The 24,726-nt window shown below is 43.0% G+C and carries 28 protein-coding genes; 25 read left to right on the top strand and 3 right to left on the bottom strand.

Annotated elements, in window-relative coordinates:
• Positions 1 to 149 precede the first annotated feature (149 nt).
• From KUA57_RS03435 to KUA57_RS03420, 4 genes are read left to right on the top strand one after another with little or no spacing between them, the layout of a single operon-like run.
• Positions 150 to 1,196 carry a FecCD family ABC transporter permease gene (locus KUA57_RS03435; RefSeq protein WP_218493624.1) on the top strand — a complete coding sequence of 349 codons (1,047 nt, stop codon included), beginning with the start codon at positions 150 to 152 and terminating at the stop codon, positions 1,194 to 1,196.
• 1 nt (position 1,197) lies between these two features.
• Complete coding sequence (locus KUA57_RS03430; RefSeq protein WP_125448163.1) at positions 1,198 to 1,953, top strand: ABC transporter ATP-binding protein; 756 nt, start codon at positions 1,198 to 1,200, stop codon at positions 1,951 to 1,953.
• A 19-nt stretch (positions 1,954 to 1,972) separates the two neighbouring features.
• Positions 1,973 to 2,983, top strand: coding sequence for an ABC transporter substrate-binding protein (locus tag KUA57_RS03425; protein WP_125448162.1), 1,011 nt, complete (start codon positions 1,973 to 1,975; stop codon positions 2,981 to 2,983).
• Positions 2,964 to 3,656 (top strand): alpha/beta hydrolase-fold protein, encoded by a 693-nt coding sequence (locus KUA57_RS03420; RefSeq protein WP_218493623.1) that lies wholly within the window; start codon positions 2,964 to 2,966, stop codon positions 3,654 to 3,656. Before KUA57_RS03425 ends, KUA57_RS03420 begins: the two co-directional genes overlap by 20 nt.
• Positions 3,657 to 3,699: 43 nt before the next feature.
• On the opposite strand, the gene KUA57_RS03415 is transcribed toward KUA57_RS03420, so the two are convergent.
• Positions 3,700 to 4,449, bottom strand: a complete 750-nt coding sequence (locus KUA57_RS03415) for a lysophospholipid acyltransferase family protein (protein WP_125448160.1) — start codon at positions 4,447 to 4,449, stop codon at positions 3,700 to 3,702.
• A 132-nt stretch (positions 4,450 to 4,581) separates the two neighbouring features.
• Between KUA57_RS03415 and KUA57_RS03410 the strand changes: the two genes are divergently transcribed.
• From KUA57_RS03410 to KUA57_RS03385, 6 genes are all read left to right on the top strand, one after another.
• Positions 4,582 to 6,918, top strand: coding sequence for a cation-translocating P-type ATPase (locus KUA57_RS03410; RefSeq protein ID WP_218493683.1), 2,337 nt, complete (start codon positions 4,582 to 4,584; stop codon positions 6,916 to 6,918).
• A 101-nt stretch (positions 6,919 to 7,019) separates the two neighbouring features.
• The gene (locus KUA57_RS03405; protein ID WP_218493622.1) at positions 7,020 to 7,697 is read left to right on the top strand and encodes a tRNA (adenine(22)-N(1))-methyltransferase; all 678 of its coding nucleotides are present in this window, start codon (positions 7,020 to 7,022) and stop codon (positions 7,695 to 7,697) included.
• The gene (locus KUA57_RS03400; RefSeq protein WP_218493621.1) at positions 7,684 to 8,481 is read left to right on the top strand and encodes a Nif3-like dinuclear metal center hexameric protein; all 798 of its coding nucleotides are present in this window, start codon (positions 7,684 to 7,686) and stop codon (positions 8,479 to 8,481) included. Before KUA57_RS03405 ends, KUA57_RS03400 begins: the two co-directional genes overlap by 14 nt.
• A gap of 16 nt (positions 8,482 to 8,497) precedes the next feature.
• A complete protein-coding gene (locus tag KUA57_RS03395) occupies positions 8,498 to 9,601 on the top strand; it encodes an NAD(P)/FAD-dependent oxidoreductase (protein WP_185756816.1) in 1,104 nt (367 codons plus the stop codon).
• A 254-nt stretch (positions 9,602 to 9,855) separates the two neighbouring features.
• The gene (gene galE / locus KUA57_RS03390; protein ID WP_001156552.1) at positions 9,856 to 10,875 is read left to right on the top strand and encodes a UDP-glucose 4-epimerase GalE; all 1,020 of its coding nucleotides are present in this window, start codon (positions 9,856 to 9,858) and stop codon (positions 10,873 to 10,875) included.
• A 1-nt stretch (position 10,876) separates the two neighbouring features.
• Positions 10,877 to 11,842 carry a glycosyltransferase family 2 protein gene (locus KUA57_RS03385; protein ID WP_250646307.1) on the top strand — a complete coding sequence of 322 codons (966 nt, stop codon included), beginning with the start codon at positions 10,877 to 10,879 and terminating at the stop codon, positions 11,840 to 11,842.
• 57 nt (positions 11,843 to 11,899) lie between these two features.
• Here KUA57_RS03385 and KUA57_RS03380 read toward each other — a convergent pair whose 3' ends face one another.
• Positions 11,900 to 12,097 carry a ferredoxin gene (locus tag KUA57_RS03380; RefSeq protein ID WP_185756814.1) on the bottom strand — a complete coding sequence of 66 codons (198 nt, stop codon included), beginning with the start codon at positions 12,095 to 12,097 and terminating at the stop codon, positions 11,900 to 11,902.
• Positions 12,098 to 12,142: 45 nt separating this feature from the next.
• Between KUA57_RS03380 and KUA57_RS03375 the strand changes: the two genes are divergently transcribed.
• From KUA57_RS03375 to whiA, 10 genes are all read left to right on the top strand, one after another.
• On the top strand, positions 12,143 to 12,640 hold the full coding sequence (locus KUA57_RS03375) for an SAG1386/EF1546 family surface-associated protein (protein ID WP_125448157.1): 498 nt from the start codon (positions 12,143 to 12,145) through the stop codon (positions 12,638 to 12,640).
• A gap of 8 nt (positions 12,641 to 12,648) precedes the next feature.
• Positions 12,649 to 13,323: a (d)CMP kinase gene (gene cmk / locus KUA57_RS03370; RefSeq protein ID WP_042750775.1), complete on the top strand. Its 675-nt coding sequence runs from the start codon at positions 12,649 to 12,651 to the stop codon at positions 13,321 to 13,323.
• Positions 13,324 to 13,442: 119 nt separating this feature from the next.
• Positions 13,443 to 13,949 carry a dihydrofolate reductase gene (locus KUA57_RS03365; RefSeq protein WP_218493619.1) on the top strand — a complete coding sequence of 169 codons (507 nt, stop codon included), beginning with the start codon at positions 13,443 to 13,445 and terminating at the stop codon, positions 13,947 to 13,949.
• Positions 13,949 to 14,119, top strand: coding sequence for a hypothetical protein (locus KUA57_RS03360; protein WP_045612102.1), 171 nt, complete (start codon positions 13,949 to 13,951; stop codon positions 14,117 to 14,119). The genes KUA57_RS03365 and KUA57_RS03360 overlap by 1 nt, the downstream gene beginning before the upstream one ends.
• Before the next feature lie 36 nt (positions 14,120 to 14,155).
• On the top strand, positions 14,156 to 15,388 hold the full coding sequence (clpX, locus tag KUA57_RS03355; protein ID WP_218493618.1) for an ATP-dependent Clp protease ATP-binding subunit ClpX: 1,233 nt from the start codon (positions 14,156 to 14,158) through the stop codon (positions 15,386 to 15,388).
• A gap of 8 nt (positions 15,389 to 15,396) precedes the next feature.
• Positions 15,397 to 15,984, top strand: a complete 588-nt coding sequence (gene yihA, locus KUA57_RS03350; RefSeq protein ID WP_000422605.1) for a ribosome biogenesis GTP-binding protein YihA/YsxC — start codon at positions 15,397 to 15,399, stop codon at positions 15,982 to 15,984.
• Between the two features lie 10 nt (positions 15,985 to 15,994).
• Complete coding sequence (locus tag KUA57_RS03345; RefSeq protein ID WP_001140420.1) at positions 15,995 to 16,375, top strand: RidA family protein; 381 nt, start codon at positions 15,995 to 15,997, stop codon at positions 16,373 to 16,375.
• A gap of 51 nt (positions 16,376 to 16,426) precedes the next feature.
• The gene (rapZ, locus tag KUA57_RS03340) at positions 16,427 to 17,317 is read left to right on the top strand and encodes an RNase adapter RapZ (protein WP_061590350.1); all 891 of its coding nucleotides are present in this window, start codon (positions 16,427 to 16,429) and stop codon (positions 17,315 to 17,317) included.
• Entirely contained in the window at positions 17,314 to 18,291 is a 978-nt protein-coding gene (locus KUA57_RS03335; RefSeq protein WP_001231075.1) for a YvcK family protein, read from the top strand. Before rapZ ends, KUA57_RS03335 begins: the two co-directional genes overlap by 4 nt.
• Positions 18,288 to 19,199 (top strand): DNA-binding protein WhiA, encoded by a 912-nt coding sequence (gene whiA, locus KUA57_RS03330; protein WP_000011285.1) that lies wholly within the window; start codon positions 18,288 to 18,290, stop codon positions 19,197 to 19,199. Before KUA57_RS03335 ends, whiA begins: the two co-directional genes overlap by 4 nt.
• A 32-nt stretch (positions 19,200 to 19,231) precedes the next feature.
• Here whiA and KUA57_RS03325 read toward each other — a convergent pair whose 3' ends face one another.
• The gene (locus KUA57_RS03325) at positions 19,232 to 20,200 is read right to left on the bottom strand and encodes an NAD(P)/FAD-dependent oxidoreductase (RefSeq protein ID WP_125409541.1); all 969 of its coding nucleotides are present in this window, start codon (positions 20,198 to 20,200) and stop codon (positions 19,232 to 19,234) included.
• Positions 20,201 to 20,337: 137 nt separating this feature from the next.
• Here KUA57_RS03325 and cdaA point away from each other — a divergent pair, with 137 nt between their 5' ends.
• From cdaA to KUA57_RS03300, 5 genes are all read left to right on the top strand, one after another.
• Positions 20,338 to 21,195, top strand: coding sequence for a diadenylate cyclase CdaA (gene cdaA, locus KUA57_RS03320; RefSeq protein WP_064275962.1), 858 nt, complete (start codon positions 20,338 to 20,340; stop codon positions 21,193 to 21,195).
• Positions 21,182 to 21,961: a CdaR family protein gene (locus tag KUA57_RS03315; protein WP_218493617.1), complete on the top strand. Its 780-nt coding sequence runs from the start codon at positions 21,182 to 21,184 to the stop codon at positions 21,959 to 21,961. The genes cdaA and KUA57_RS03315 overlap by 14 nt, the downstream gene beginning before the upstream one ends.
• Before the next feature lie 24 nt (positions 21,962 to 21,985).
• Positions 21,986 to 23,338, top strand: coding sequence for a phosphoglucosamine mutase (glmM, locus tag KUA57_RS03310; protein WP_023948132.1), 1,353 nt, complete (start codon positions 21,986 to 21,988; stop codon positions 23,336 to 23,338).
• 73 nt (positions 23,339 to 23,411) lie between these two features.
• Complete coding sequence (locus KUA57_RS03305; protein WP_001050081.1) at positions 23,412 to 23,786, top strand: DUF1149 family protein; 375 nt, start codon at positions 23,412 to 23,414, stop codon at positions 23,784 to 23,786.
• Position 23,787: 1 nt separating this feature from the next.
• Entirely contained in the window at positions 23,788 to 24,636 is an 849-nt protein-coding gene (locus KUA57_RS03300; protein WP_000762173.1) for a DegV family protein, read from the top strand.
• The last annotated feature ends 90 nt before the right edge of the window (positions 24,637 to 24,726 follow it).

Below are 24,726 nucleotides of genomic sequence, written 5' to 3'. Positions count from 1 at the left end.
ATATACTCAAGTATTATCTTTACTTACGGTTCCTAGCACTATAAAACCAACTATATTCATTTGTTCTCATCTTGTTCCATTGTTGAAAATATGGTATACTTTTCATGAGAATTTTCTAAATTTTTAAGATTCTATCAAAGGAGGTTTGCATGCTTTCCAAATTTTCTGGAAGCCGACAAGACCAGCAATTTGTGTTACTTTTAGTTATTTTGCTAGGTATTTTAGGGATTTCTCTCTTTCTAGCAGTTTCAATGGGATCTGTTGCGATTGATCTAGGAGATACCTATCGGATTATTTTGAGCAGGTTAGGATTTCCTCTTGAGATAGGAGAGGTTTCTAAGTCTACTCTTGCCATTGTATGGAACATGAGATTCCCTCGAGTATTGTTAGGTCTGATAGTAGGAGCAGGCCTTTCTATGTGTGGTAGCGTGATGCAGTCTACAGTGAACAATCCCATCGCTGAGCCTTATGTCTTAGGCATCTCTGCGGGTGCAACTCTAGGGGCAACCTTGAGCATCATTCTTGGTTTAAAAGTGATGATTAGCCTTGGAGCTTTTCTTGGAGCTATTTTGGCAACAATTGCTGTCCTCATCATTGCCTCTATGCAGGGAAGGATGACGATTTCTAGTCTAATCTTATCGGGAACGGTGGTCAGCGCTCTCTTTCTGGCTTTTTCCAACTTTATTATCTCAGTTGGCGCTAATGCGGATAGCGTGATGACCATTAAGTTTTGGACCATGGGCTCGCTCGCTGGGACTTCCTGGGCAGACTTGGTCCTGCCAACTATAGTAGTAGGAATAGCCTTTCTATTTTTCTCTACTCAGTATCGTGTTTTCAATGCGATGATGATGGGAGATGAGGCTGCTTTAACTTTGGGGATTCCTTTACGCTTTTATTGGTATCTTTATGTGACCATGGTGGCTGTGCTGACAGCAGTCTTAGTGGCAACCTGTGGGATTATTGGATTTGTCGGTCTGATTACTCCACATTTAGCTCGAGGGTTAGTAGGAACGAATTACAAGAGGCTTTTTCCTGTTGCAACCTTGCTAGGTGCCCTCTTTGTCATCTGGGCAGACGTACTCTCTCGTATCATCATTCCAAACGCAGAGCTTCCTATTGGTATTTTCACAGCCTTAGTAGGTGCTCCCTTCTTCATCTACATTGTTGGAGGTCGGCGAAGGGAGGTGAGGGTCTGATATGGACTTGATTTGTCAGGATATCCACTTTGGACTAGGAGAGAAAAAAATCCTCAAAGGAGTCTCTCTTAAGGTTGAGGAGCATCAATTTCACACGATACTAGGACCAAATGGAAGCGGGAAAACCAGTCTACTTAAACTCCTCTATCGTCAGGAAAAGGCGGACAAAGGCTTGATAAGCCTAGATGGAAAGCCACTGGAACATTGGTCACTCAAAGAAACAGCCAAGCAAATGGCAGTTGTGACTCAGTTTAATCAATTGCAGTTTGATTGTACAGTTGAAGAAATCGTCTTGCTGGGAAGAACTCCCCACCTCTCTTTTTTACAGAAGGAAAGGGAAAGAGATTATGCCCTCGTTCAAGATGCTCTTGTCAAGGTGGATATGCTTGAGAAGAAAACTCGTCTCTATTCGTCCCTGTCAGGGGGAGAGAAACAGCGAGTCTTACTAGCCCGCGCTTTGGCGCAAGAACCGACTCTCTTGCTCCTGGACGAACCAACCAATCACCTGGATATCAGGTATCAGCTAGACTTGTTGGCTATTGTGAAGGAGCTCAAGGTCAATGTTCTAGCTGTCCTACATGATATTCAACTTGCTTGTCGCTATTCGGATTATCTCTATCTGATGAAAGAGGGAGAAATCCTTTACCAAGGGACTCCAAAGGAGACCATCACCCCTGAGTCATTGCAAACTGTATACGGAGTTCAAAGTCAGGTGACTTGGACCGAGGACCAGCAAGCCATGATTCACTATTTATAAGAATGAAAAGGAAAACAAAATGAAAAAAACACTAAGCATTTTACTCGTAACAGTAGCTACCTTAACTTTGGCAGCTTGTGGTAACACTACTACAGAAAAAGCTACCACACAATCTAGCACAGAGACAAGTCAAAAGGCTAAAGCAGAGACGACTTATCCGCTAACTATCAAAACCTATGATGCTAAAGGAAATGAAGTCGAACAAGTTTTTGACAAGGCACCTGAAAAAGTTATCACCAACAATCTTTCAACCACTGAAATCTTATTGGAGTTGGGGTTGAAGGATAAAATTGTTGGCATGCTCAATCCAGACAATGCTGTGACGGACAAATACAAGGACGCGATTGCGACGATTCCTCAAATTGGGGATAAAAAAACAGTCTCACAAGAGACAGTCCTTTCTTATGAGCCGGACGCTGTGATGGGGCGAAACATGATGTTTTCTGAAAAATCCTTGGGGACAGTTAGCGCTTGGAATGAAAACAAAATCCCAATTTATACGCAAAAAGCTTCTCTCTCTACAATTCAGCAAGATTTGGGGAATATCGTAGAAGATGTCAAAAATCTTGGCATGATTTTTAATGTTCAGGACAAGGCTAATGAATACGCATCCCAATTACAAACTAAAATTGATGCTGTTAAGAAAGCAAACCCAGCAAGTCAAGGTGAAAAGAAAAAGGCTTTGATTATGGTTGCCTATAATGATGAAACCTTCGGTGCCTACAAGTCTGCTTTGCAAGAAAGTTTGCTGAACCAACTTGGTTATACAAACGTTGCTACGGGTACATCAGGCTTGACCTTGGAAAATCTCGTGTCAATGGATCCTGAATTGATTATCTATGTAACCAGCGACCGCAATAAAAAATTGGATGAAAAAGCAGTAGAGTTGATGAAGGCAAATGCTGTTTTGGAAAGCGTTCCTGCTATTAAGAATCAAAAAATCATGACCATCTCTTACGATGAATTGATGGACTATGGTCCAGCAGTGATTGATTCCCTTGAGAAAATCAATGACTTTATCAATAAATAATGAGTTTGATTGGGAAGGAATTCAAGTTAAAATCAGCCTTCCTTCTAACTACGACCCCAATCAAATCTATCCGGCAATTTTATTGAATGATGGAAACTTGGACTTCCTATCGTCCCTTTCCGAATCTGTGATTTTAGTGGGATTGACCTCTAAAAATCGCCTAGATGACTACACTCCTTGGAAGGCAGCTGCTCTGAGAGATGGAGCTCCAGAGTTTGGAGGTCAGGCCAACGTCTATCATGATCATTTATTTGGAGGTCTTTTAGACAAGTTGCAGTCGCTTTATCGCCTGGATGAAGCACGCCTTGCTTATGGAGGTTATTCACTAGGTGGTTTAGCGGCAGTCTACAGTCTTTTCAGCTTTGACAAGGTTTCCTGTGTCTTTTCGATCTGCGGTTCCTTTTGGTATCCTGATTTTGTGACTTACTGCAAGACAGAGACAGTGAAAAATTTGGACTGTTTGCTGTATTTACAGAACGGTCAAACAGAAGGAGCACACCATACTAATCGCTTGGCTCAAGCACCAGTCTATGCTGAGCAGATCCATACCAGTCTTCAGAAACACTATCCGAACTGTCAGTTTGTCTTTGACCCTTATGGGCATCATGAACAAGTGGATGAGAGATTTCTAGCTTTTTCTAACTGGTTAGCTCAAAAATGGAAAATCGAATAAAAGATTTATCCCTTGGCTTTTGCCAAGGGATTGTTGTATTTATTTAAATAAGTTTTTCTCTTTTCTTATCTGGATTCCATACGAAGCTTGCGATAAAGCTAAAGATGATGGTTAGGATAGCGAGGATAATGGCAAGGATGAGGGCAGGGATGCGGATAAGCCACCAGAGTGGGTTTGGTTTTTTATTATTGTGCCATTGTTTCGTTTCTTGGTCCAAACGTTGGAATTCTGCTTGAATGCGATTGGCTACTGTTTCAATGCCTTCATCATTCATTTTCTTGATATCGGAGATATCGATTGGATTTCCAAAGTTCATATCGACACGCTCACGGCTAACCAAGCCTTTCAAGGTCATGGGACCTGTGTAGGTAACCGGCATGATACGGACCTTGGCCATTTTGGCAATCAGAGCTACGCCACCTTTTACATCGTTTGAGTGACGGCTCCCACTTGGAAACATGATGAGAGAGCGGTCACTTTTTTTGAGAACATTGATAGGGTATTTGATGGCAGAAGCGCTAGGATTTTCCCGGTCGATAGGAAAGGCACCACACATACGAATCCACCAACCAAAGATACGGTTGGTAAAGAGCTCTTTTTTGGCCATAAAGATAAACTGTTTTGGCTTGGTCGCAAAAGCCATGTAAACTGGATCCCACCAAGTGCGGTGAGGGGCAACCAGAATATAATTTTCATCTTGATTAGGAATTTTATCAGTATTATGATAATGGGCATTGCCATTGATGGACCATAGGAGCAAGACAACCAATCCACGTAAATAAGTATAAAACATGCGATCTCCTTCGATTATTTTCTTGTTATTATTATACCTTATCAAAGGAGGGCTGGCAAACTTTTCCCTTGACCAGGTCCATATTTGGGATGAGATTAGAATTCTTTTAGAAAAAATGATATGATAGAATTTATGGATAAAAATAAGATTATGGGATTAACCCAAAGAGAAGTCAAGGAAAGACAGGCTAAGGGCTTGGTCAATGATTTTACCGCATCGGCAAGTACTAGCACTTGGCAAATCGTTAAACGAAATGTCTTTACCCTTTTTAACGCTTTGAACTTTGCCATTGCTTTGGCCCTTGCCTTTGTGCAGGCTTGGAGCAATCTGGTCTTCTTTGCTGTTATCTGCTTTAACGCTTTTTCTGGGATTGTGACCGAGCTGCGGGCTAAACACATGGTGGACAAGCTCAATCTCATGACCAAGGAAAAGGTCAAGACTATTCGTGATGGCCAAGAAGTGGCTCTGAATCCTGAAGAATTGGTGTTAGGAGATGTCATTCGTTTGTCTGCAGGAGAGCAGATTCCTAGTGATGCCTTGGTTTTGGAAGGCTTTGCGGAAGTCAATGAAGCCATGTTGACGGGGGAAAGTGATTTGGTGCAAAAGGAAGTGGATGCCTTGCTTTTGTCAGGAAGTTTCCTAGCCAGTGGGGCAGTTTTAGCTCAAGTTCACCATGTCGGTGTAGACAACTATGCTTCCAAACTCATGCTGGAAGCCAAGACCGTTAAACCAATCAACTCTCGTATCATGAAATCGCTGGACAGGTTAGCTGGTTTTACTGGGAAGATTATCATTCCTTTTGGTCTGGCTCTCTTGCTAGAAGCCTTGCTTTTAAAAGGCTTGCCTCTTAAGTCGTCCGTTGTAAATTCATCGACAGCCCTTCTGGGAATGTTGCCTAAGGGAATTGCCCTCTTGACCATTACTTCGCTCTTGACTGCAGTGATTAAGTTGGGCTTGAAAAAGGTCTTGGTGCAGGAGATGTACTCTGTTGAGACCTTGGCGCGCGTGGACATGCTCTGTTTGGACAAGACGGGCACCATCACCCAAGGGAAGATGCAGGTGGAGGCTGTTCTTCCACTGACGGAAACTTATGGTGAAGAGACCATTGCCAGCATTTTAGCCAGCTACATAGCTCACAGTGAGGATAAAAATCCAACTGCGCAAGCTATTCGCCAGCGTTTTGTGGGAGAAGTTGCTCATCCTATGATTTCCAATCTGCCTTTCTCAAGTGACCGCAAGTGGGGAGCCATGGAGTTAGAAGATTTGGGAACAGTTTTCTTAGGTGCACCTGAGATGTTGCTGGATTCTGAGGTACCAGAAGCCAGAGAGGCCTTGGAGAGAGGTTCACGTGTCTTAGTCTTAGCTCTCAGTCAGGAGAAATTAGACCATCACAAGCCACAGAAACCATCTGATATTCAGGCTCTAGCCTTGCTGGAAATCTTGGACCCGATTCGGGAGGGAGCAGCAGAGACGCTGGACTATCTCCGTTCTCAGGAAGTGGGGCTCAAGATTATCTCTGGTGACAATCCAGTTACGGTATCCAGCATTGCCCAGAAGGCTGGTTTTGCGGACTACCACAGCTATGTCGATTGCTCGAAAATTACGGATGAGGAATTGGTTGCTATGGCGGAGGAGACTGCGATTTTCGGACGTGTTTCCCCTCATCAAAAGAAACTCATCATCCAAACACTGAAAAAAGCGGGTCATACAACAGCTATGACAGGGGATGGAGTTAATGATATTCTGGCTCTTCGTGAGGCGGATTGTTCTATCGTGATGGCTGAGGGAGATCCCGCGACTCGTCAGATTGCCAATCTGGTTCTCTTGAACTCAGACTTTAATGATGTTCCTGAAATTCTCTTTGAAGGTCGTCGGGTGGTCAATAACATTGCCCACATCGCCCCGATTTTCTTGATAAAGACCATCTATTCATTCATATTAGCGGTCATCTGTATTGCCAGTGCTTTACTAGGTCGGTCTGAGTGGATTTTGATTTTCCCCTTCATTCCGATCCAGATTACCATGATTGACCAGTTCGTGGAAGGTTTCCCACCATTCGTTCTGACTTTTGAGCGAAATATCAAACCTGTCGAGCCAAACTTCCTCAGAAGATCCATGCTTCGTGCCCTACCAAGTGCTCTCATGGTTGTGTTCAGCGTTCTTTTTGTGAAAATATTTGGAAGTAGTCAAGGTTGGTCTGAGATAGAAATCTCAACCCTCCTCTATTATCTCTTGGGGTCAATTGGTTTCTTATCTGTATTTAGAGCCTGCATGCCATTTACCCTATGGCGTGTCCTCTTGATTGTTTGGTCAGTAGGAGGCTTCCTAGCCACAGCTCTCTTCCCAAGAATTCAAAAACTGCTTGAAATTTCAACCTTAACAGGACAAACACTACCTGTTTATGGTCTCATGATGTTGGTCTTTACGGTGATTTTCATCCTGACTAGTCGCTATCAAGCCAGAAAATAAAGAAAGGCTGCAATCTGTGGATTGCGGTCTTTTTAGGTACAAGATTGCCAGCTGAAATGTGGTATAATAAAAGGTAATAGAGTTTTGGAAAGAGAGAGAAGATGATTTCAAAGAGATTAGAATTGGTGGCTTCCTTTGTGCCCCAAGGGGCTATTTTACTAGATGTGGGGAGTGACCATGCTTATCTGCCTATCGAGTTGGTTGAGAGAGGCCAAATCAAAAGCGCCATTGCAGGTGAGGTGGTGGAAGGTCCCTACCAATCTGCAGTCAAAAATGTTGAGGCGCACGGCCTAAAGGAGAAAATCCAAGTCCGTTTAGCCAATGGGCTGACAGCTTTTGAAGAGGCAGACCAAGTGTCGGTCATCACCATTGCAGGCATGGGAGGTCGTTTGATTGCTAGGATTTTAGAAGAAGGCTTGGACAAGTTAGCTAATGTAGAGCGTTTGATCCTCCAGCCTAATAATCGTGAAGACGACTTGCGTATCTGGTTGCAAGACAACGGATTTCAGATTATAGCCGAAAGCATCTTAGAAGAAGCTGGCAAGTTTTACGAGATTTTGGTGGTGGAAGCAGGACAAATGAAGCTATCAGCCAGCGATGTCCGCTTTGGTCCTTTTTTGTCCAAAGAAGTCAGCCCAGTCTTTGTCCAAAAATGGCAAAAAGAAGCTATTAAGCTAGAGTTTGCCCTTGGACAAATCCCAGACAAAAATCTGGAAGAACGTCAAGTTCTAGTAGATAAGATTCAAGCCATCAAGGAGGTGCTCCATGTTAGCAAGTGAAGTGATTAACGCGTATGAAGCCTTTTGCCCTCAGGAATTTTCCATGGAGGGAGACAGTCGTGGTCTGCAAATTGGAACTCTAGACAAGGATATCCAAAGGGTCATGGTTGCTCTGGATATTCGTGAAGAGACGGTGGCAGAGGCCATTGAAAAGGGTGTAGACTTGATTATCGTTAAGCACGCACCTATTTTCCGTCCCATCAAGGATTTGGTAGCTAGCCGTCCACAAAATCAGATTTACATTGATCTCATCAAGCATGACATTGCAGTTTATGTCAGCCATACCAACATTGACATCGTTGAAAATGGCCTCAATGACTGGTTCTGCCAGATGCTAGGTATCGAGGAAACGACCTATCTACAGGAGACAGGTCCAGAACGTGGAATTGGTCGTATTGGAACTATTCAGCCTCAGACATTTGGGGAATTGGCCCAACATGTCAAGCAAGTCTTTGGTTTAGATAGCCTTCGAATGGTGCATTATCAAGAGAGTGATTTGCAGAAGTCTATTTCAAGAGTGGCCATCTGTGGTGGTAGCGGGCAGTCTTTCTATAAGGATGCTTTAGCTAAAGGAGCGGATGTCTATATCACTGGTGATATTTACTACCACACTGCCCAGGATATGTTGTCTGATGGGTTACTGGCATTGGACCCAGGTCACTATATTGAAGTGCTTTTTGTGGAAAAAATTTCTGCACTCCTTACTCAATGGGAGGCTGAAAAAGGCTGGACTATCGATATTGTACCTAGTCAAGCATCGACCAATCCTTTCCACCATATCTAGTTAGAAAGTGAAAACAATGAAAAAAGTTGCCATTATCGGAGCAGGGATTGTAGGTGCAACAGCTGCCTACTACCTCTCTAAAGAAAGTGACCTAGAGGTGACCGTTTTTGACCATGGACAAGGTCAAGCTACCAAGGCCGCAGCAGGAATTATCAGCCCTTGGTTTTCCAAACGCCGCAATAAAGCCTGGTACAAAATGGCGCGCTTGGGGGCTGACTTTTATGTGGATTTATTAGCTGATTTAGAGAAGTCAGGACAAGAAATCGACTTTTACCAGCGTTCGGGAGTCTTTCTCCTGAAAAAGGATGAAACTAAGTTGGAAGAACTCTATCAACTAGCCCTCCAGCGTAGAGAAGAATCTCCTTTGATAGGGCAATTAGCCATTCTGGACCAAGCATCAGCTAATGAATTATTCCCTGGTTTGCAGGGATTTGATCACTTGCTCTATGCTTCTGGTGGAGCGAGAGTAGATGGCCAACTTTTAGTGACTTGTTTGCTAGAATCCAGTCAGGTCAAGCTGGTCAAAGAAAAAGTAACTCTGACACCTTTAGCATCAGGTTACAAGATTGGTGAAGAGGTGTTTGATCAGGTTATTTTAGCGACGGGAGCTTGGTTGGGTCACATATTAGAACCCTTGGGTTATGATGTAGATGTTCGTCCTCAGAAAGGGCAATTACGAGATTATCAACTTGCCCAAGATATGGAATCATACCCTGTTGTTATGCCAGAAGGGGAGTGGGATTTAATTCCTTTTGCAGGTGGGAAATTGTCCCTAGGCGCTACCCACGAAAATGACATGGGATTTGATTTGACGGTAGATGAAACCTTACTCCAACAAATGGAGGAGGTGGCCTTGCCCCACTATCCTGCTTTATCGGAAGCGACTTCCAGAAGTGAACGAGTGGGAATCCGTGCCTATACCAGTGATTTCTCTCCTTTCTTTGGAGAGGTTCCAGAATTGTCAGGTGTCTATGCAGCCAGTGGACTAGGTTCATCAGGCCTCACAACTGGTCCTATCATTGGTTACCATCTAGCTCAACTGATCCAAGACAAGGAGTTGACCTTGGACCCTCTAAACTACCCAATTGAAAACTATGTCAAACGAGTAAAAAGCGAATAATACTCAATGAAAGTCAAAGAACAAACTAGGAAACTAGCCGCGGGCTGCTCAAAGCACTGCTTTGAGGTTGTGGATCGAATTGACGAAGTCAGTAACTCTACCTACAGCAAGGCGACGTTGACGTGATTTGAAGAGATTTTCAAAGAGAATAAGAATTTTACTGAAATTTTAGCCTCCCCTCTAGGATGGCAAATGACATTCCCTATCAAAAATGGTAAAATAAGAAAAAATAATCCGAGAATCGAGGAAAGAAGATGCAAGAAAAGATTTTGGTAACGGGTGGAGCAGGTTTTATCGGAACTCACACTGTTATTGAGTTAATCCAAGCAGGTCATCAGGTTGTTGTGGTGGATAACCTTGTTAATAGTAACAGAAAAAGTTTAGAAGTTGTTGAGAGAATCACAGGAGTTGAAGTGCCTTTCTATGAGGCAGATATTCGTGATACAGATACCCTCAGAGACATTTTCAAACAAGAAGAACCAACAGGGGTCATTCACTTTGCTGGCTTGAAGGCTGTTGGCGAATCAACCCGTATCCCTCTTGCCTACTATGACAACAATATCGCAGGAACTGTCAGCCTTTTGAAAGCCATGGAAGAAAACAACTGTAAAAACATCATCTTCAGTTCTTCTGCGACAGTTTACGGAGATCCTCATACAGTGCCAATCTTGGAAGATTTCCCACTTTCAGTGACCAATCCATATGGCCGCACTAAACTCATGTTAGAGGAAATTTTGACGGATATCTACAAGGCAGACTCAGAATGGAATGTGGTCTTGCTTCGTTACTTTAACCCAATCGGAGCTCATGAGAGCGGAGATTTGGGAGAAAATCCAAACGGTATTCCAAATAACCTTTTGCCATATGTGACTCAAGTAGCCGTTGGGAAATTAGAGCAAGTGCAAGTGTTTGGAGACGATTACGATACGGAAGATGGAACTGGTGTTCGTGACTATATCCATGTTGTTGATTTGGCCAAAGGTCACGTTGCAGCTCTGAAAAAAATCCAAAAAGGTTCAGGCCTAAACGTTTATAACCTTGGAACAGGGAAAGGCTACTCAGTTCTTGAAATTATCCAAAATATGGAAAAAGCAGTGGGACGTCCAATTCCTTACCGCATTGTAGACCGTCGCCCAGGGGATATCGCAGCCTGCTATTCAGATCCTGCAAAAGCCAAAGCAGAACTGGGCTGGGAAGCAGAACTCGGCATCACCCAAATGTGTGAAGACGCATGGCGTTGGCAAAGTAAGCATCCAAATGGATTTGAAGACTAAGATGGTGATGTCAATCATTGTCCCCTGTTTAAACGAAGAGGAAGTACTTCCTCTTTTTTATCAGGCTTTGGAAGCTTTACTTCCAGATTTGGGAACAGAAATCGAGTATGTCTTTGTCGATGATGGATCAAGTGATGGGACCTTGGAACTCTTAAAGACCTATCGGGAGCAAAATCCAGCAGTGCATTATATTTCTTTCTCGCGAAATTTTGGTAAAGAAGCAGCTCTGTATGCAGGCTTGCAATATGCGACAGGAGATCTAGTGGTGGTGATGGATGCAGACCTCCAAGATCCTCCTAGTATGTTGCTTGAGATGAAAGCCTTACTAGACCAGAATACAGACTTGGACTGTGTTGGGACCAGGAGAACTAGTCGGGAGGGAGAACCCTTCTTTCGCAGTTTTTGTGCTAATCTCTTTTACCACCTTATGCAAAAAATTAGTCCAGTAGCCCTGCCGTCAGGTGTCCGTGATTTTCGCATGATGAGAAGATCTGTAGTGGATGCCATTTTAGCTTTGACCGAGTCCAATCGTTTTTCAAAGGGGCTCTTTACCTGGGTGGGGTTTAAAACCCACTATCTGGACTATCCAAATGTCGAAAGGCAGGCTGGCAAGACCAGTTGGAGTTTTAGGCAACTCTTTTTCTACTCTATTGAAGGGATTGTTAACTTTTCAGATTTTCCCTTGATTATAGCCTTTGTGGCAGGTCTCCTATCTTGTTTTATTTCTCTACTAATGACCTTTTTTGTTGTGGTTCGGACCCTCATTTTGGGCAATCCGACGTCAGGTTGGACCTCTCTGATGGCTGTTATTCTCTTCCTTGGTGGGATTCAACTCTTGACCATTGGGATTCTCGGCAAGTATATCAGTAAGATTTATCTAGAGACTAAAAAAAGACCACTTTATCTCGTCAAAGAAAAAAGTGACCTTCCTGATTTTACAGAAAAAAATAAAGAGAAAAGACTATAATTTTGCATGGAAATATGCTAAACTAGAAGAAGTGGAACGTTCTTGTTGATATTAGAGTTAATCTTTAATCAAGGCACGTGTCGGACAGTTTCTAACAGCTTCTACGATGTCCTGTCTAGGAGAGATTTCTTTTTCTAGTTGGTCAGGGTCATCGTAAAAACGCACGATTCCATTATCGTGATAATCAAATAATTCAGAATAAGTTTGGCAAAGCCCACAGGCGATGCAACGTTCAGGTATAAGTGTGATTTTCATATTTATATTGTAATAAGAAAAGTAAAAAAAAACAAGGAGTAAGGTATGGCAAAAGAACCGTGGCAAGAAGATATTTATGAGAATCAGGAAGAACAGACGAGAACGGAACGACATCAACGTAATCAAAAAGGTACAGGCGTTGTTGCAAATCGTGTTTTGACGATTCTAGCTAGTCTCTTTTTCGTGATTGTTGTAGCAATGATAATAGTATTGATTTACCTTTCAAGTGGAGGGAGTAATCGCACAGCAGCCTTGAAAGATTTTCACGATTCAGATACAAAAGTAGAGCAAGTTTCTTCTACTTCTAGTAGTAGTTCAGAGCAGGCATCTTCTAGTTCAGAGGAGAAGGTAGAAGAGTCATCTAGTAGCTCAGAACATCCAACTGATCCAGAAGGAACTACAAAAGTTATGGCTGGAGAAGGAGAAGCAGCCATTGCCGCTCGTGCAGGAATCTCGATTGCTCAGCTAGAGGCCTTGAATCCTGGGCATATGGCTACAGGGTCTTGGTTTGCTAATCCAGGTGATGTTATCAAAATCAAATAGGAGTTGATATGAAAACAATTCAAATTGCTATCGATGGTCCAGCTTCAAGCGGTAAGAGTACGGTCGCAAAGATTATTGCTAAGGATTTTGGTTACACCTATCTAGATACAGGTGCTATGTATCGTGCAGCGACCTATATGGCTCTGAAACACCAGTTAGGAGTGGAAGAGATTGAGGAACTTTTAGCCTTATTGGACCAGCATCCAATCAGTTTTGGGCGCTCAGAAACTGGAGAACAACTTGTCTTTGTAGGAGATGTGGACATTACTCATCCTATTCGTGAAAATGAAGTGACCAATCATGTTTCTGCTATTGCGGCAATTCCTGAAGTTCGTGAGAAACTAGTTTCTCTCCAACAAGAGATTGCCCAGCAAGGTGGGATTGTCATGGACGGTCGCGATATTGGAACTGTTGTATTGCCACAAGCAGAACTGAAAATTTTTCTAGTAGCTTCTGTTGATGAAAGAGCAGAGCGTCGTTACAAGGAAAATATTGCCAAGGGAATTGAAACAGACCTTGAAACCCTAAAAGAGGAAATTGCTGCGCGTGACTACAAGGATAGTCATCGTGAGACTTCACCTCTCAAACAAGCAGAGGACGCTGTCTACCTTGATACAACTGGCTTGAACATTCAAGAAGTAGTTAAAAAAATTGAATCAGAAGCAAAAAAACGCATGTCCTAGGGACCGGAGAAGCAGGCTAAAGCTAGCCTGCTTCTTTTCTATCAAACTGAACGCATTCCAAACCAGTCTTTTTTTGAGTTTTTTGATAAAATAGTACTATCAGTGGAAAGGATGGAAGCATGACTAAGAAAATTGTAGCTATTTGGGCCCAGGATGAAGAGGGTGTGATTGGTAAGGACAATCGTCTGCCTTGGTATTTACCAGCAGAACTGCAACACTTCAAAGAAACAACTCTGAATCATGCTATCTTGATGGGGCGCGTGACCTTTGATGGGATGGGGCGTCGCTTGCTTCCAAAACGGGAGACCTTGATTTTGACACGTAACCCGGAAGAAAAGATAGATGGGGTTACTACTTTTCAGGATGTCCAGTCTGTTCTCGACTGGTATCAGGGGCAAGACAAGAATCTCTATATTCTCGGTGGAAAGCAGATTTTTCAGGCTTTTGAGCCCTACCTTGACGAAGTGATTGTGACTCACATTCATGCTCGTGTGGAGGGAGATACCTATTTTCCTGAGGAGTTTGACTTGTCTCTTTTTGAGACGGTTTCAAGCAAATCTTATACCAAAGATGACAAAAATCCTTATGATTTTACCATCCAATACCGCAAGAGAAAGGAAGTCTAATGGAACGTAGTATATTTGGTTTTTTCACAGCCATGCTGTGTTTGGTCTGCTTACTTGCAGGAGTACAGGCTTTTCGTAAAAAGCGCTATGGACTTTCTGTCCTGCTCTGGTTAAATGCCTTTACCAATTTGGTCAATAGTATCCATGCTTTTTACATGACCTTATTTTAGATAGAATGACAGTATAGAATAGAACGGAAGGAAATCATGCCTACAACTAGGAATAATGATATGATGGTTTATTGCTCATTTTGTGGCAAAAGCCAGGAAGAAGTACAAAAAATAATCGCAGGTAACAACGCCTTTATCTGTAATGAATGTGTGGAGTTAGCCCAGGAAATTATTCGGGAGGAGTTGGCTGAGGAAGTCTTGGCAGACTTGTCTGAAGTTCCAAAACCAATCGAACTTCTCCATATCTTGAACCACTACGTAATCGGTCAAGATCGTGCCAAGCGTGCCTTGGCAGTAGCTGTTTACAACCATTACAAACGCATCAATTTCCACGATACGCGTGAAGAGTCAGAAGATGTGGATTTGCAGAAGTCAAACATCTTGATGATTGGCCCAACTGGTTCGGGGAAAACTTTCCTTGCTCAGACCTTGGCTAAGAGCTTGAATGTACCTTTTGCAATTGCGGATGCGACAGCTCTTACGGAGGCTGGTTATGTAGGTGAGGATGTGGAAAATATCCTCCTCAAACTCTTGCAGGCTGCTGACTTTAACATTGAGCGTGCAGAGCGTGGGATTATCTATGTGGATGAAATTGACAAGATTGCTAAGAAAAGCGAGAACGTGTCTATCACACGTGATGTTTCTGGGGAAGGTGTGCAACAAGCCCTTCTCAAGATTATCGAGGGAACTGTTGCTAGCGTGCCCCCTCAAGGTGGACGTAAGCATCCACAACAAGAGATGATTCAAGTGGATACTAAAAACATCCTCTTCATCGTGGGTGGTGCCTTTGATGGTATTGAAGAAATCGTCAAACAACGTCTGGGTGAAAAAGTCATCGGATTTGGTCAAAACAATAAAGCGATTGATGAAAACAGCTCTTACATGCAAGAAATCATCGCAGAAGATATTCAAAAATTTGGTATTATCCCTGAGTTGATTGGACGCTTGCCTGTTTTTGCAGCTCTTGAACAGTTGACAGTAGATGATTTGGTGCGTATTTTGAAAGAACCAAGAAATGCTTTGGTGAAACAGTACCAAACCTTGCTTTCTTATGATGATGTCGAGTTGGAATTTGACGACGAAGCCCTTCAAGAGATTGCCAACAAGGCCATCGAACGGAATACAGGGGCGCGAGGACTTCGCTCGATTATCGAAGAAACCATGCTAGATGTCATGTTTGAAGTACCGAGTCAGGAAAATGTGAAATTGGTCCGCATCACTAAAGAAGCTGTTGATGGAACGGATAAACCAATCCTAGAAACAGCCTAGAGGTGACTATGGAACTTAATACACATAATGCTGAAATCTTGCTCAGTGCGGCTAATAAATCCCACTATCCGCAGGATGAACTGCCAGAGATTGCTCTAGCAGGACGTTCAAATGTTGGTAAATCTAGCTTTATCAATACCATGCTGAACCGTAAGAATCTAGCCCGAACATCAGGTAAACCTGGTAAAACCCAGCTTCTCAACTTCTTTAATATTGACGACAAGATGCGCTTTGTGGATGTGCCTGGTTATGGCTATGCCCGTGTTTCTAAAAAGGAGCGTGAAAAGTGGGGGCGCATGATTGAGGAGTACCTAACGACTCGGGAAAATCTTCGTGCAGTGGTCAGTCTAGTTGACCTTCGTCATGACCCGTCAGCAGATGATGTGCAGATGTACGAATTTCTTAAGTATTATGAGATCCCAGTCATCATTGTGGCGACTAAGGCGGACAAGATTCCTCGTGGTAAATGGAACAAGCATGAATCAGCAATCAAAAAGAAATTAAACTTTGACCCAAGTGACGACTTTATCCTCTTTTCATCTGTCAGCAAGGCAGGGATGGATGAGGCTTGGGATGCAATCTTAGAAAAATTGTGAGGAAAAGAAAATGGCAAAAACAATTCATACAGACAAAGCCCCAAAGGCTATCGGACCATATGTTCAAGGAAAAATCGTTGGCAACCTTTTGTTTGCTAGTGGTCAAGTTCCTCTCTCTCCTGAAACTGGGGAAATCGTTGGAGAAACGATTCAAGAACAGACAGAGCAAGTCTTAAAAAACATCGGTGCTATTTTGGCAGAAGCAGGAACTGACTTTGACCATGTTGTCAAAACAACTTGCTTTTTGAGCGATATGAACGACTTTGTTCCTTTTAACGAGGTTTACCAAACGGCCTTTAAAGAGGAATTTCCAGCTCGTTCAGCAGTAGAGGTAGCTCGTCTTCCTCGTGATGTAAAAGTCGAAATCGAAGTCATCGCAGAGATTGGATAAGCTAGTTGAAGTTTGGTTCTGCCAAACTTCTTTTGATATAAGGAGAAAAAGATGACAAAGAAACAACTTCACTTGGTGATTGTGACAGGAATGAGTGGTGCAGGGAAAACAGTTGCCATTCAGTCCTTCGAAGATTTGGGTTATTTTACTATTGATAATATGCCGCCAGCTCTCTTGCCTAAGTTTTTGCAGTTGGTGGAAACAAAGGAAGACGACCATAAGTTGGCCTTGGTAGTAGATATGCGTAGCCGTTCTTTCTTCTCAGAGATTCAAGCTGTTTTGGATGAGTTGGAAAACAAGGAAGAACTGGACTTTAAAATTCTCTTTTTGGATGCAGCTGATAAGGAATTGGTTGCTCGTTACAAGGAAACCAGACGGAGTCACCCATTAGCAGCAGATGGACGGATTTTGGATGGAATCAAGCTGGAACGTGAGCTCTTGGCGCCTTTGAAAAATATGAGCCAAAATGTGGTGGATACGACTGAACTTACTCCTCGTGAGCTGCGTAAAACCCTTGCAGAGCAGTTTTCAGATCAAGAGCAAGCCCAGTCTTTCCGTATCGAGGTCATGTCTTTTGGCTTTAAATATGGAATCCCAATTGATGCAGACTTGGTCTTTGATGTCCGTTTCTTGCCAAATCCCTATTATCTACCAGAACTGCGTAATCAAACGGGTGTAGATGAACCAGTTTATGACTATGTCATGAATCATCCTGAGTCAGAAGATTTTTATCAGCATTTGTTGGCCTTGATTGAGCCGATTTTGCCAAGTTACCAAAAGGAAGGGAAGTCAGTTTTGACCATTGCCATGGGATGTACGGGTGGACAACACCGTAGTGTAGCCTTTGCTAAACGCTTGGCGCAGGACTTATCCAAGATTTGGCCTGTTAATGAAGGGCATCGCGACAAAGACCGAAGAAAGGAAACGGTAAACCGTTCATGAGAAAACCAAAGATAACGGTGATTGGTGGAGGGACTGGGATCCCCGTCATTCTTAAAAGTCTGCGTGAAAAAGATGTGGAAATCGCTGCTATCGTAACGGTGGCCGATGATGGTGGTTCATCAGGTGAACTCCGAAAAAACATGCAGCAGTTGACACCGCCAGGAGATCTCCGCAATGTCCTTGTGGCCATGTCGGATATGCCTAAGTTTTATGAGAAAGTCTTTCAGTATCGCTTTTCTGAAGATGCAGGAGCCTTTGCTGGTCATCCATTGGGTAATCTCATCATTGCTGGCTTGTCAGAAATGCAGGGTTCGACCTATAATGCCATGCAGTTACTGAGCAAATTTTTCCATACAACTGGGAAGATTTATCCTTCCAGTGACCATCCCTTGACCCTTCATGCAGTCTTTCAGGATGGGACAGAAGTGGCTGGAGAGAGCCATATTGCAGACCATCCAGGCATGATTGACCATGTCTATGTGACCAATACCCTCAACGATGATACGCCTCTGGCTAGCCGTCGAGTAGTGCAGACCATTCTTGAAAGTGATATGATTGTCCTAGGTCCTGGTTCTCTCTTTACCTCTATTTTGCCCAATATCGTGATTAAGGAAATCGGGCAGGCGCTTTTGGAAACCAAGGCAGAAATCGCCTATGTCTGCAATATCATGACTCAACGTGGGGAGACAGAACACTTTACAGATAGTGACCACGTGGAAGTCTTGCATCGTCACCTTGGCCGACCTTTTATCGACACTGTCTTGGTGAATATTGAAAAAGTGCCTCAGGAATACATGAATTCCAACCGGTTTGATGAATATTTGGTGCAGGTGGAACATGATTTTGCTGGTCTTTGTAAGCAAGTTCCGCGTGTGATTTCATCCAACTTCCTTCGTCTGGAAAATGGGGGTGCCTTCCACGATGGAGATTTGATAGTGGACGAATTGATGCGCATTATACAGGTGAGAAAATGAGTTTCACAGTAGCAGTAAAAGAAGAAATCCTAGGTCAGCACCATCTAAGCCGACATGAACTGTCTGCCATTATCAAGATGTCTGGCAGTATTGGTCTCTCGACTTCGGGTTTGACCTTGTCTGTCGTGACAGAAAATGCCAAGCTGGCTCGTCACCTCTATGAGTCCTTTCTCCATTTCTACGAAATCAAATCGGAAATTCGCCACCACCAACGGAGCAATCTTCGCAAGAATCGAGTCTATACCGTTTTTACAGATGAAAAGGTGCAGGACCTGCTGAGTGATTTGCACTTGGCAGACTCCTTCTTTGGCCTGGAAACAGGTATTGACGAGGAGATTTTATCAGATGAGGAAGCAGGTCGTGCTTATCTTTGTGGCGCTTTCTTGGCAAATGGAAGCATTCGTGACCCTGAGTCAGGCAAGTATCAGTTGGAAATCAGTTCTGTTTATCTGGACCACGCACAAGGGCTTGCCTCTCTTCTCCAGCAGTTTTTGCTGGATGCCAAGGTGCTTGAGCGCAAAAAGGGAGCTGTGACCTATCTCCAGCGTGCTGAAGATATTATGGACTTCTTGATTGTCATCGGAGCTATGCAGGCGCGTGATGATTTTGAGCGGGTTAAGATTTTGCGAGAAACCCGTAATGACCTCAATAGGGCCAATAATGCAGAAACAGCCAATATTGCTCGGACAGTTTCTGCCAGCATGAAGACTATCAACAATATCAGTAAAATCAAAGATATCATGGGCTTAGAAAACCTGCCAGTGGATTTGCAGGAGGTAGCGCAATTGCGGATTCAGCACCCAGACTACTCTATCCAGCAGTTAGCAGATAGTCTCAGCACCCCTCTGACCAAAAGTGGCGTCAATCACAGACTTAGAAAGATAAATAAATTAGCCGATGAACTATAAAACCACGAATCGTAGGACTCGTGGTTCTTTTCTTATAAACTTGTTGAGTGTTTGGGTTGTACTTTTTGCTCAGGGTCGATGTAGTTGATGGCGTTGTTGACGGCGGTTGGTGCTTCTCCGAGGCCTGTCGCAATCAGATCAATTTTTCCGTCATAGTAGCAGCAGTCACCGATAGCATAGATACCTGCTTGGCTGGATTCCTGTTTGCTGTTGACGATAATCTTGTGGCGGTTGAGGTCCAGACCCCAGTTTTTAAGGTTACCAACAGAAGATTTGAAACCATAGTTGACAAAGAGGTGGTCTATGTCAATAGTTTCTGTTTCATCAGATTTAACTTTTGTGATTTCCAACTTGTCAAGCGTTTTTCCATCTCCAAGGAGTTGGCTAGGGATGAATGGTGTCTTGATGGTCACAGATGATTCTTGCAAGGCTTGGACACTGTGTTCCAAGGCGCGGAAATTATCTCTGCGGTGAACAAGGGTAGTCGGTGAAATTTTTTCAAAAGCCAAAGCCCAATCCACAGCCGAGTCTCCTCCACCAAGAATCGTCACTTTCTTACCAGCATATTGCTGGATGTTGGAAACGTGGTAGTGGATATTTTCATAGCCTTCAACGCCTTCTAGTTCCAGAGGACGTGGTTTGAAGGCACCGCCACCCATAGCGATGATAACTGTTTTAGACAGGTGACTTCCTTTAGAAGTTGTAATTACAAAGCCTTCTTCTTGTTTTTCAATCTCAAGAACCGTTTCGTTGAGATGAATAGGGGTATCAAAGCCGTTTAGTTGTTCAATCAAGCGGTTAGTCAACTCTTCTCCAGTCAGATTTGGGAAACCTGGGACGTCTAAAATTTCCTTTTCAGGATAGAGAATAGCAGGTTGTCCACCTAGTTGGGGAAGAGAGTCGATGATTTGGACCTTGGCTTGGCGTAGGTGGGCATAGAAGGCTGCAAAAAGCCCGACGGGACCACCACCTACAATGGTAATATCATAGAGTTGAGACATGGTTTCTCCTTTGTTTTTTCTAGTCAGTTTATTTTATCATATTTTTCCTTAATTTAAAATGAAGTAGGATAGGGAAAAAAATGTCAGAAAAATGGTATAATAGAAAGGAACGTGTTTGGACAGAGAGGAGACAGCAGATGAACTTTCAACAATTATCCAACCTGCAATATTGGACTAGCTTGTTTTCTAGTCCTTGGAGTATTGCCATCAATCTGTTTGATATTTTGATTGTGGCCTATATTTTATATCGTTTTACAAAAGCGATAGCTGGCACCAAGATTATGATTTTGGTGCGTGGGGTCGTGATCTTTGTATTAGCCCAGGTTGTAGCCAATATCCTTGGTTTAACAACGATTTCTTGGTTGATTAATCAAATTATCACCTATGGGGTTATTGCTGCGGTTGTTATCTTCTCTCCAGAGATTCGGACTGGTTTGGAACGCTTGGGAAGGGCGACAGATTTCTTTTCTACTGCTCAAATTAGTGCAGAAGAGCAAATGATTCGTGCCTTTATCAAGTCGGTTGAATATATGAGTCCTCGTAAGATTGGTGCTCTGGTTGCCATCCAACGAGTTCGGACCTTGCAAGAATATATTGCGACAGGGATTCCTTTGGATGCCAATATTTCAGCTGAACTCCTTATTAATATCTTTATCCCCAACACTCCCCTACACGATGGTGCTGTGATTATCAGAGAAAATCGGATTGCAGTCACCTCTGCCTATCTGCCCTTGACAGAAAGCACAGGGATTTCCAAGGAATTTGGGACCAGACACCGGGCGGCTATCGGTTTGTCAGAAGTATCCGATGCCTTGACCTTCATCGTCTCAGAGGAAACAGGTGGCATTTCTATTACCTATAACGGTGTTTTCAAGCACGACTTGACGATTGAAGAATTTGAAGCAGAGCTACGAGCAATTCTTTTGCCAGCCGTTGAGGAAAAAGTCAGTTTCAAGGACCGTTTGTTAGGAGGTTGGAAATATGAGAAAAAATAGTCTATACATCATTTCATCTCTCTTTTTTGCTTGTATCTTATTCATCTATGCAACGTCAACCAACTTTCAAAATAGTAATACCGCAAGGCAGGTTAAATCAGAAACTTACACCAATACGATAACGAACGTTCCTATCGTTATTCACTATGATGATGACCAGTATTTCATTAGCGGATTTGCATCAGAAGTTTCAGTGGTATTAACCGGAGCCAATCGTGTGACCTTGGCCAGCGAAATGCAGGAGAGCACTCGTAAGTTTAAGGTAACTGCTGATTTGACGGATGCCAGTGTTGGAACGATTGAAGTTCCCTTGAATATTGAAAATCTTCCAAGTGGATTGACCGCTGTGGCAACGCCTCAAAAGATTACAGTGAAAGTTGGGAAGAAGGTTAAGCGAGATGGGATGCTTGTTGTGCCACAAGTTGACCAAAGCCAGATTGATCCCAAGTTACAAATTGATAGTATAACCGTGTCAAACGAACGAGTTTCGGTCACAACTGACCAGGAAACATTAGCTAAGATTGACAAAGTTATTGCGCTTTTACCAACCAGCGAACGCATAACAGGTAATTACAGTGGTTCAGTACCTTTGCAGGCAATCGATCGCAATGGTGTTGTCTTACCGGCAGTTATTACTCCGTTCGACACAACAATGAAGGTGACTACAAAACCAGTAGCACCAAGTTCAAGCGCATCAAATTCAACAACAAGCAGTTCGTCGGAGACATCTTCGTCAACGAAAGCAACTAGTTCAAAAACGAATTAAAAATAGGAAAAGGATTTTATAAAAATGGGTAAATATTTTGGGACTGATGGAGTCCGTGGAGAAGCTAACGTAGAATTAACGCCAGAATTGGCCTTTAAACTAGGACGTTTTGGAGGCTATGTTCTTAGCCAACATGAAACGGAAGCACCGAAAGTTTTTGTAGGACGTGATACACGTATTTCTGGGGAAATGCTAGAATCTGCCTTGGTAGCTGGTCTTCTTTCAGTTGGTATTCACGTATACAAACTAGGTGTTTTGGCAACACCAGCAGTAGCTTACTTGGTAAAAACTGAAGGAGCAAGTGCTGGTGTCATGATTTCTGCTAGCCACAATCCAGCCCTTGATAACGGAATTAAGTTCTTTGGCGGTGATGGCTTCAAACTGGACGATGAAAAAGAAGCAGAAATTGAAGCCTTGCTAGACGCTGCGGAAGACACTCTTCCTCGTCCAAGTGCTGAAGGCTTGGGAACCTTGGTAGATTATCCAGAAGGTTTGCGTAAGTATGAAGGATATCTTGTTTCAACTGGAACTCCTCTTGAAGGAATGAAGGTTGCCTTGGATACGGCTAATGGTGCAGCTTCTACAAGTGCCCGTCAAATCTTTGCAGATCTTGGTGCTCAATTAACTGTTATTGGGGAAACACCAGATGGTCTTAACATCAACCTTAATGTTGGTTCAACCCACCCAGAAACCCTTCAAGAAGTGGTCAAAGAAAGTGACTCAGCTATCGGTTTGGCTTTTGACGGAGACAGTGACCGTTTGATTGCTGTCGATGAGAATGGCGATATCGTCGATGGTGACAAGATTATGTACATCATCGGAAAATACCTTTCTGAAAAAGGACAATTGGCGCAAAATACAATCGTGACAACCGTTATGTCTAACCTTGGTTTCCACAAGGCCTTGGATCGTGAAGGCATTAACAAGGCAGTCACTGCAGTTGGCGATCGTTACGTTGTTGAAGAAATGCGAAAATCAGGCTACAACCTTGGTGGTGAACAGTCTGGTCACGTCATCTTGATGGATTACAATACAACAGGTGATGGCCAATTATCTGCTGTTCAATTGACCAAAATCATGAAGGAAACTGGTAAGAGCTTGTCAGAGTTGGCAGCAGAAGTAACCATCTATCCACAAAAATTAGTCAATATCCGAGTGGAAAATGCCATGAAGGAAAAGGCTATGGAAGTGCCAGCTATCAAGGTTATCATCGAGAAGATGGAAGCTGAAATGGCGGGGAATGGCCGTATCCTTGTTCGCCCAAGTGGAACAGAGCCTCTTTTGCGTGTTATGGCAGAAGCGCCTACAACAGAAGAAGTGGACTACTATGTTGATACCATCGCAGACGTAGTTCGAGCTGAAATCGGGATTGACTAAATCCTAGAAAACTAGATGAAAATAAAAAATTATGGTACAATAGCTTATAATATTGTAGCCGAGGGAGAAAGACATGAATCTTAAACGTGAACAAGAATTTGTTAGTCAGTATCATTTTGATGCGCGTAATTTTGAATGGGAAAATGAAAATGGAGCTCCTGAAACTAAGGTGGATGTGAACTTCCAATTAATTCAACATGACCAAGAAAATCAAGTGACTTCCTTGATTGTTGTCTTGAGTTTTATGATTGTATTTGATAAATTTGTCATCAGTGGAACCATTTCACAGGTGAACCATATCGATGGTCGTATTGTTAACGAACCAAGTGAATTGAACCAAGAAGAAGTGGAAACCTTGGCTCGTCCATGTTTGAATATGCTCAACCGTTTAACTTACGAAGTAACTGAAATTGCATTAGACTTACCAGGAATCAATTTGGAGTTCTAATATGAAATTAGCTGTTATCACAGATTCCTCTGCCTATCTCAGTGCAGATACCTTGCAAAGAGAAGATTTATTTGTTTTGGATATTCCTGTCAATATTGATGGTGAGGAGTATGTCGAAGGCATCAATCTGACTGCTGAGGAATTTTACCAAAAAATGGCTCAGGCCTCTGAATTGCCTAAGACCAGTCAACCAAGTATTGCCAAGTTAGATGAGATTCTAACTTCGCTCAAAGAACAAGGTTATACACATGCTTTGGGACTTTTCCTATCTTCTGGAATTTCAGGTTTTTACCAAAATATCCAGTATATGGTGGATGACTATGAGGGCTTAACCATTGCTTTTCCAGACACTTTGATCACAAGTGCTCCTCTGGGTATCATGGTTGAAAGTGTCTTTAACTGGCGAGACCAGGGCGATGACTTTGCCATTATTCAGGATAAGCTAGCTATTCAGATTAGTCACACATCTGCTTTCATCATGGTGGATGACTTGGACCACTTGGTTAAAGGGGGACGCCTTTCAAATGGAGCTGCGATTTTGGGCAATCTGCTAAGCATTAAGCCGATTCTTTATTTTAATGACCAAGGTGTGATTGAAGTGTACGAAAAAGTTCGTACTGAAAAGAAAGCAACCAAGCGTTTAATTGAGATTATCAAGGAAGCAACAGCTTCAGGCCAATACCGTATCATTGTCATTCACGGGAATGCTCCTGAAAAGGCTGAAGAATTGCGTCAGCACTTGCTAGATTCTGAAGTGGGTACGGATATTTCACTTGCTACATTTGGTAGTGTCATTGGAACACACCTAGGAGCAGGAAGTATTGCTCTGGGTTATATTCCAGTGATTTAGTTAGCACTTCTAGACTAGTTAAGAAGGCTTGTATCTTAGAAATTGAACACGGACTACCTGCCTCTTGAAAAAAGATGTCTGTCTTGCCTT

Source organism: Streptococcus vulneris (assembly GCF_019218685.1).
GTDB lineage: Bacteria > Bacillota > Bacilli > Lactobacillales > Streptococcaceae > Streptococcus > Streptococcus vulneris.
Note: the sequence above shows the minus strand (reverse complement) of the source record. Positions and strands in the feature narration are given on the sequence as shown.

What these genes read in the sequence shown, in the direction of transcription:
- KUA57_RS03435 (WP_218493624.1), top strand. Translation starts at nt 150, where the DNA reads ATGCTTTCCAAATTTTCTGGAAGCCGACAAGACCAGCAATTTGTGTTA.
- KUA57_RS03430 (WP_125448163.1), top strand. Translation starts at nt 1,198, where the DNA reads ATGGACTTGATTTGTCAGGATATCCACTTTGGACTAGGAGAGAAAAAA.
- KUA57_RS03425 (WP_125448162.1), top strand. Translation starts at nt 1,973, where the DNA reads ATGAAAAAAACACTAAGCATTTTACTCGTAACAGTAGCTACCTTAACT.
- KUA57_RS03420 (WP_218493623.1), top strand. Translation starts at nt 2,964, where the DNA reads ATGACTTTATCAATAAATAATGAGTTTGATTGGGAAGGAATTCAAGTT.
- KUA57_RS03415 (WP_125448160.1), bottom strand. Translation starts at nt 4,449, where the DNA reads ATGTTTTATACTTATTTACGTGGATTGGTTGTCTTGCTCCTATGGTCC.
- KUA57_RS03410 (WP_218493683.1), top strand. Translation starts at nt 4,582, where the DNA reads ATGGATAAAAATAAGATTATGGGATTAACCCAAAGAGAAGTCAAGGAA.
- KUA57_RS03405 (WP_218493622.1), top strand. Translation starts at nt 7,020, where the DNA reads ATGATTTCAAAGAGATTAGAATTGGTGGCTTCCTTTGTGCCCCAAGGG.
- KUA57_RS03400 (WP_218493621.1), top strand. Translation starts at nt 7,684, where the DNA reads ATGTTAGCAAGTGAAGTGATTAACGCGTATGAAGCCTTTTGCCCTCAG.
- KUA57_RS03395 (WP_185756816.1), top strand. Translation starts at nt 8,498, where the DNA reads ATGAAAAAAGTTGCCATTATCGGAGCAGGGATTGTAGGTGCAACAGCT.
- galE (WP_001156552.1), top strand. Translation starts at nt 9,856, where the DNA reads ATGCAAGAAAAGATTTTGGTAACGGGTGGAGCAGGTTTTATCGGAACT.
- KUA57_RS03385 (WP_250646307.1), top strand. Translation starts at nt 10,877, where the DNA reads ATGGTGATGTCAATCATTGTCCCCTGTTTAAACGAAGAGGAAGTACTT.
- KUA57_RS03380 (WP_185756814.1), bottom strand. Translation starts at nt 12,097, where the DNA reads ATGAAAATCACACTTATACCTGAACGTTGCATCGCCTGTGGGCTTTGC.
- KUA57_RS03375 (WP_125448157.1), top strand. Translation starts at nt 12,143, where the DNA reads ATGGCAAAAGAACCGTGGCAAGAAGATATTTATGAGAATCAGGAAGAA.
- cmk (WP_042750775.1), top strand. Translation starts at nt 12,649, where the DNA reads ATGAAAACAATTCAAATTGCTATCGATGGTCCAGCTTCAAGCGGTAAG.
- KUA57_RS03365 (WP_218493619.1), top strand. Translation starts at nt 13,443, where the DNA reads ATGACTAAGAAAATTGTAGCTATTTGGGCCCAGGATGAAGAGGGTGTG.
- KUA57_RS03360 (WP_045612102.1), top strand. Translation starts at nt 13,949, where the DNA reads ATGGAACGTAGTATATTTGGTTTTTTCACAGCCATGCTGTGTTTGGTC.
- clpX (WP_218493618.1), top strand. Translation starts at nt 14,156, where the DNA reads ATGCCTACAACTAGGAATAATGATATGATGGTTTATTGCTCATTTTGT.
- yihA (WP_000422605.1), top strand. Translation starts at nt 15,397, where the DNA reads ATGGAACTTAATACACATAATGCTGAAATCTTGCTCAGTGCGGCTAAT.
- KUA57_RS03345 (WP_001140420.1), top strand. Translation starts at nt 15,995, where the DNA reads ATGGCAAAAACAATTCATACAGACAAAGCCCCAAAGGCTATCGGACCA.
- rapZ (WP_061590350.1), top strand. Translation starts at nt 16,427, where the DNA reads ATGACAAAGAAACAACTTCACTTGGTGATTGTGACAGGAATGAGTGGT.
- KUA57_RS03335 (WP_001231075.1), top strand. Translation starts at nt 17,314, where the DNA reads ATGAGAAAACCAAAGATAACGGTGATTGGTGGAGGGACTGGGATCCCC.
- whiA (WP_000011285.1), top strand. Translation starts at nt 18,288, where the DNA reads ATGAGTTTCACAGTAGCAGTAAAAGAAGAAATCCTAGGTCAGCACCAT.
- KUA57_RS03325 (WP_125409541.1), bottom strand. Translation starts at nt 20,200, where the DNA reads ATGTCTCAACTCTATGATATTACCATTGTAGGTGGTGGTCCCGTCGGG.
- cdaA (WP_064275962.1), top strand. Translation starts at nt 20,338, where the DNA reads ATGAACTTTCAACAATTATCCAACCTGCAATATTGGACTAGCTTGTTT.
- KUA57_RS03315 (WP_218493617.1), top strand. Translation starts at nt 21,182, where the DNA reads ATGAGAAAAAATAGTCTATACATCATTTCATCTCTCTTTTTTGCTTGT.
- glmM (WP_023948132.1), top strand. Translation starts at nt 21,986, where the DNA reads ATGGGTAAATATTTTGGGACTGATGGAGTCCGTGGAGAAGCTAACGTA.
- KUA57_RS03305 (WP_001050081.1), top strand. Translation starts at nt 23,412, where the DNA reads ATGAATCTTAAACGTGAACAAGAATTTGTTAGTCAGTATCATTTTGAT.
- KUA57_RS03300 (WP_000762173.1), top strand. Translation starts at nt 23,788, where the DNA reads ATGAAATTAGCTGTTATCACAGATTCCTCTGCCTATCTCAGTGCAGAT.